Source organism: Micromonospora sp. 4G55 (genome assembly GCF_016803375.1).
The window spans coordinates 1-5,621 of the sequence record NZ_JAEVHN010000411.1 but is presented as its reverse complement, the minus strand read 5'-3'; the positions used below and the strand labels follow the sequence as shown (position 1 = coordinate 5,621).

The following is a 5,621-nucleotide window of genomic DNA, read 5'->3' as shown; positions in this document are numbered from 1 at the left end:
GTGGTGCTCGGCCAGGCGGCGCAGGTCGTCCCGGCGACCGGCCCCGCCGGGCGTGCGCCCGCGGTCGCCACCCGGGTACGACCACCAGGTCGTCCGCGTCCAGCTCCGGCCACCCGGTGGCGGCCCCCAGCGGTACGCCCTGCACGGTCGGCACGGTGTCCCGCTCGGCGACGTAGTGCAGCCGGTAGTCGTACCCGTTGTCGGCGGCGGTGGAGAAGACCTGGGCCGGGCCGGCCAGGTCCAGCAGGTGCAGCTGCGGGACCAGCAGGAAGACGACCCGGGCCATCGGGTCAGCTCCGCGCGCCGACCGGGGTAGCCCCGGTCACCTCGTCGACGGTGCGGACGGTGGCGAAGCGGCCGGCGAGGGCGTACTCCGTCCGGGCGGTCATCTCTTCGCCGGAGAGGGTGCGCGGGTCGGCGAGGATCTCCTCGACGGTGGCGGTGGGCGGCAGGTCCCGGTGCGGAGTCGGGAAGGTCACCGTCGCGTCGGTCACGAACGTCATCTCGTAGCCCAGGTCGCAGCCGACCCGGGTGGTGGTCTCGACGCACTGCTCGGTGCGGATGCCGCAGACGGTCAGCTCGCGGATGCCGGCCATGGTGAGGATCTGCTGGAGGTTGGTGGTGGTGAAGGCGTTGTGGGACGTCTTGACCAGGGTGGGCTCGCCGGCCACCGGGGTCAGCCCCGCGATCAGCCGGACGTGGCCGAGCGCCGGGTCGAAGACGGTCCCGCTCCCCGGCTCGGCGTGCAGGACCCAGACCACCAGGTCGCCCCGGCGACGCGCGGCGTCGACCAGCCGGTCGACCTGGCGCACGATGTCGGGCTGCGACGCGTGGGCCCAGATCGGGCGCTGACGGAAGGACTCCTGGACGTCGATGACGACGAGTGCTGCTCTGCTCATGGCTTCAGATCCTGGCCGGGTGACTGCCGGGGCGGCAGACACCATCATGCCCGGATGCGGAACGATCCGGTCACCGCCCCGGCCCACCGGAGCCCGGGCGTCAGCCGGGGCGGATGGCTCAGGAGGCGGCGGTGCGGCGGCCGCGCCGGTCCAGCTCGGCGGCCTCCTCCAGGGTGGGGGCGGTGCCGCCGAGGTGGGCCGGCTGCCACCAGGCGTCCTCCGGGCCGGCCGGCTTGTCCGGGTACTCCCGCTGAACCCGGTCGACCAGGGCCGACAGCCGGCTCTTCAGCTCGACGGTCATGGCGTTGGCGTCCGGCCAGCCCGCCGGGTCCATCGGCTCGCCGATCAGGATGTTGATCGGGGTGTGCCGGCGGGTCAGGTTCTTGGGCCGGCCCTTGGTCCAGAGCCGCTGGGTGCCCCAGACCGCCACCGGCAGCAGCGGCACGCCGGCCTGCTGCGCCATCCGGGCGGCTCCGCTCTTGAGCTCCTTGACGGTGAGCGAGCGGCTGATCGTCGCCTCGGGGAAGACGCCGACCACCTCGCCGCGTCGCAGCGCGCCCACCGCCGCGTTGTACGACCCGGCGCCGGCGCGGCGGTCCACCGGGATGTGCTTCATGCCGCGCATCAGCGGGCCGGAGACCTTGTGCGCGAAGACCTCGTGCTTCGCCATGAACCGGACCAGCCGGCGGGATTCGTGCGCCCCGTAGCCGCAGAAGATGAAGTCGAGGTAGCTGACGTGGTTGCTGGCCAGCACGGCCCCGCCGGTACGCGGCACGTGGTGGCTGCCCTCGACGGTCAGGCGCAGGTCGAGGACCCGGAACATCGTCTTGGCGGCGGCGATCACAGGGGGGTACACGAGTTCCGACATTCGCCAACTTTACCCCGCGTAGGTTACGGAGCCGTAGGGCCCGAAACCGGCCCGCGGTGGTCCGGCCGGGGCCGTCGCTCTGCCGCTGGCAGAAGGGCTCGCCAGCGCTGGTGCCCGCGACCCAGGATGGCGGGATGACGGAACGCGCGGTGCTGCTCTGGATCCACGGCGGCGGATGGCGTGGCCGGTCGGACGAGGACGGCGCGGCCCTGGCCCCGCTCGGGCTGCGGGTGGTGGCGGCGACCTACCGCTTCTCCCACCAGGCGCGCTGGCCGGCGCAGCTCGACGACGTACGCCGGGCGGCGCGGGCCGCCCGCGAGGAGGCGGGCGGGCTGCCGCTGCTGGTCGCCGGAGACTCGGCCGGCGGCACCCTGGCCCTGCACCTGGCGCTGCGCGGGATCGACCGGCCGGACGACGTCGCGGCGGGGCTGGCGTACTGGCCGGTGAGCGACCCGCTGGACGACGAGTGGCGCCGGTCGCGGGCGCCCGACGACCCGTGGGCCGATCTGCTGGGCCACCCGCCGGCCGCCGGTGACCCCGCCACCGTCGACTCGACCGTCGCCAGCCACCTCGGCAACCGGGTGCCGGTGCTGCTCGTGCACGGGACCGGCGACCCGGCCGTTCCGGTGGGCCAGTCGGTCGCCCTCACCGGGGCGCTCGTCGCCGCCGGCCATCCCACCCACACCTGGATCACCCACGGCGGTCACGCCCTGGCCCTGGACCGGCCGGACATCCAGGCGGTCACCGCCGCGTTCCTCGACACCGTCCTGCCGGCCCGCTGACCGGCAGAGGAATCCACCGCCCACGGGGAGTCGGCGGGGCTACCGTCGACGCATGCCGGAGCTGCACTCCATCGTGATCCACTGCCGCGACCCGTACCTGCTGGCGCCCTTCTGGAGCGTGGTCACCGGGCTGCCGGTGGTGCCGGAGGACGAGGCGAAGCTCGCCGACCGGTCGCTGGACCCGGGCGAGTCGGTGCTGCTACGTGACCCGCACGGGCACCGCCCCGACGTCTGGATCTCCCCCGTGCCCGACCTGCCCGCCCCCGGTCGGATCCACCTCGACCTGGTGGGCGACGCCGAGGAACGGGCCGACGTGCTGGCGGCCGGCGCCACCGTGGTCCGGGAGCTGCCGGGCTGGACGGTCCTCGCCGACCCCGAGGGCAACGAGTTCTGCCTGCTCCCCCACCGGCCCTGAGCGGGCGGCGGGAGAGCAGGCGGGTACGCGGCTCAATCGGTGAGCTTCTCCAGGTCCAACCGGCCTCGGGCGAAGGCGTCCACCCGACCCCACCGGCCCGGGATGTCCAGCACCTCGATCCGCCCCATGCCCGCCGGCAGCATCGGCTCGACCGCCAGGTGCCCCTCGTGCGGCTCCAGCCCGAGCATGGTGCGCAGCAGCAGCAGCGGGGTGCCGGTGGACCACGCCTGCGGGCTGCACGCGGTCGGGTACTCCACCGGGAACTTGGTCTGCTCGCGGGGATAGCCGCCGAACGCCTCCGGCAGCCGCCCGTTGAAGTAGCGGGCGGCGTCGAGGATCCCGCTGGCGATGGTGGCGGCCTCCTCGTTGAAGCCGTACCGGCGCAGGCCCCAGGCGATGAAGGAGTTGTCGAACGGCCAGATCGTGCCGTTGTGGTAGCCGATCGGGTTGTACCGGACCTCGCCCTCGGCGAGGGTGCGTACCCCCCAGCCGGAGAAGAGCCGGGGACCGATCAGGTGGTGGGCGATCTTCTCGGCCCGGTCCTGGTCGACGATCCCGCTCCACAGCAGGTGCCCAATGTTGGAGGTCAGCGTGGCGCACTGGCGCCCCTCCGGGTCCAGGGCGAGGGCGTAGTACTCGCCGTCCTCCACCCACCAGTCCCGGTTGAACCGCTCCTTGAGCTGCGCCGCCTCCCGCTCCAGCTGGTCGGCGTACGCCGGGTCGCCCCAGAACTCCCGGGCCAGCCGGGCGGCGCGCAGCTTCGCGTCGTACGCGTAGCCCTGCACCTCACAGGTGGCCCGGGGAAACGGCGGCAGCGTGCCGTCGCGGTACTGGATCGAGTCCCAGGAGTCCTTCCAGCACTGGTTCTCCAGGCCGGTCTCGCTGTTGCGCCGCTCGTACCAGATGTAGCCGCTGCCGACCAGGTCGGCGTAGTCGTCGATCCACTTGAGCGCGGCCCGGCACTCGCGTTCCAACTCGCGGACCAGGGCGACGTCCCCGCTCCACTTCTCGTACTCGTCGAGCAGGATCACGAAGAGCGGCGTGGCGTCGACCGACCCGTAGTACGGCGAGTGCGGCTGCTCCTCGAAGGCGGCGGTCTCGCCATAGCGCATCTCGTGCAGGATCCGGCCCGGGTCCTCGTCCCGGAAGTCGTCGAACCGGGTGCCCTGCAGGGCGCCCAGGATGCGCAGCGTCGTCCTGGACAGGTCGGGGGCGAACGGCAGCACCTGGAGGCAGGTCAGGATGCTGTCCCGGCCGAACATCGTCATGAACCACGGCAGGCCGGCCGCGGGCAGGGCCTGGCCACCGAGCGACAGCGGCGAGAAGCGCAGCGCCGCCAGGTCGATCAGGCTGCGCCGGTAGGTGGACGCCAGCTCCGGGTGCTCACTGTTGACCTTGGGAGCCTTGGCCACCCACGCCTCCAGGTCGTGCTGGAGGGCCAGCCGCTCGGTGCCGTGCGCCCGCAGCCCCATCCGCAGGTCCCGACCGCCCGGGCCGAGCGCGAACGTGCCCACCTCGATGCTGGTGTCCCACTGCTCGTTGGGTTCCAGGTGGACGCTGAACGCGAACCCGTTCTTGTCGTAGCGGGCCGGGCGGGACGCCGAGATGACCGTCTCCCGCTGGAAGTTGCCCCGCCGGTAGCCCAGGCGCAGCCGGTCCGCCTCCACCTCGGTGTAGATCTCGCCCTTCTTGTTCAGGATCTCGTCCTTGACCTGGAACAGGTCGGCGAAGTCGGAGCCGGCGTCCATCCGGATCTCCAGGTCCACCGGCTTCTCGTCGTGGTTGAGGATGGTCACCTGCTCCTGGAAGCTGCCGCCCACGGCGCGCTCCCGGATGATCGACAGCTTGGCGTCGATGTAGTGGGTGGCCATGCCGGGCACCAGGAAGAACCGCGCCTCGTAGTACTGCAGGTCGTCGAAGGAGAGCGCGTTGAGCCGCTCGCCGTTGACCGTCAGCACCCACTTCGACAGGAAGCGGGTGTCGAGGGAGAACAGGCCGGTCGGCTCGCTCGGCGTCGCCTCGATGTCGCCGGTGTCCTGGGAGACGACGAAGGTGTTGCCGTCCAGGATGCGGATCATGTTGCTCTGCGCCATCAGCGGGCCTCCCTGCGGAATTCGTGACGGGGGCCGGTGGAGGTGGGGGGACCCGGGAAGATCCGCTCCACCTGGAGCAACAGGCGCAGGTCGCCCGAGACGGTCACGTCCCCCCGCAGCAGCGCGGCGATCGCGTTGTCGCGGCCCGCGACCATGTCGCCGAAGAACACCGGATCGGTGCCGACCACCGTGTCCGCCTCCCGGTCCTCCTGGCTCACCCCGAGCTGGCCCCGTTCGATCTGGAGCAGCCAGTGCGTCGTCTGCGCCCCCTCGTGCAGGTCGAAGCGCAACGTCCCCGAGGTCTTGTCCAGCAGGGGCTCGTAACCCCGCCGGTCGAGATCGTCGAAGAACCTCGTGGTCGGGTCCACCATCCACTCCCCCCGTCGATCCACGCCATCACGACGTACGCCGACCGGGTCCCCAGCCGGCACGCCGTCAACCTCGCCCGGATCGGGTGAGTCCGGGCGAGGGTCGGACCGGCGCAGTAGCCTGCTCGACGGACGACGACGGGAGGGCCGATGGTGGCGGTGCCGACGGTCGACCGCGGCCGGGTGCTCGCCCACC

At 72.4% G+C, this 5,621-nt stretch carries 6 protein-coding genes and 1 pseudogene; 2 read left to right on the top strand and 5 right to left on the bottom strand.

Annotated elements, in window-relative coordinates:
- The 3 genes and pseudogenes from JNW89_RS25940 to JNW89_RS25930 all read right to left on the bottom strand — a co-directional run.
- Positions 1 to 286 (bottom strand): annotated as a pseudogene (locus JNW89_RS25940) (AraC family transcriptional regulator); the annotation flags it as partial.
- A gap of 4 nt (positions 287 to 290) precedes the next feature.
- Positions 291 to 899, bottom strand: a complete 609-nt coding sequence (locus JNW89_RS25935) for an isochorismatase family protein (protein ID WP_238450921.1) — start codon at positions 897 to 899, stop codon at positions 291 to 293.
- A gap of 118 nt (positions 900 to 1,017) precedes the next feature.
- Positions 1,018 to 1,767 carry a 1-acyl-sn-glycerol-3-phosphate acyltransferase gene (locus JNW89_RS25930; RefSeq protein ID WP_238450919.1) on the bottom strand — a complete coding sequence of 250 codons (750 nt, stop codon included), beginning with the start codon at positions 1,765 to 1,767 and terminating at the stop codon, positions 1,018 to 1,020.
- Positions 1,768 to 1,901: 134 nt separating this feature from the next.
- Here JNW89_RS25930 and JNW89_RS25925 point away from each other — a divergent pair, with 134 nt between their 5' ends.
- Positions 1,902 to 2,549 carry an alpha/beta hydrolase gene (locus tag JNW89_RS25925; protein ID WP_238450917.1) on the top strand — a complete coding sequence of 216 codons (648 nt, stop codon included), beginning with the start codon at positions 1,902 to 1,904 and terminating at the stop codon, positions 2,547 to 2,549.
- A gap of 52 nt (positions 2,550 to 2,601) precedes the next feature.
- Complete coding sequence (locus tag JNW89_RS25920; RefSeq protein ID WP_210775658.1) at positions 2,602 to 2,964, top strand: VOC family protein; 363 nt, start codon at positions 2,602 to 2,604, stop codon at positions 2,962 to 2,964.
- 32 nt (positions 2,965 to 2,996) lie between these two features.
- Here the strand turns inward: JNW89_RS25920 and JNW89_RS25915 are convergent, their stop codons facing one another.
- Both JNW89_RS25915 and JNW89_RS25910 read right to left on the bottom strand, forming a co-directional pair.
- On the bottom strand, positions 2,997 to 5,057 hold the full coding sequence (locus JNW89_RS25915) for a glycogen debranching N-terminal domain-containing protein (RefSeq protein WP_238450915.1): 2,061 nt from the start codon (positions 5,055 to 5,057) through the stop codon (positions 2,997 to 2,999).
- Positions 5,057 to 5,428, bottom strand: coding sequence for an SCP2 sterol-binding domain-containing protein (locus tag JNW89_RS25910; protein ID WP_238450914.1), 372 nt, complete (start codon positions 5,426 to 5,428; stop codon positions 5,057 to 5,059). The genes JNW89_RS25915 and JNW89_RS25910 overlap by 1 nt, the downstream gene beginning before the upstream one ends.
- Positions 5,429 to 5,621 lie beyond the last annotated feature (193 nt).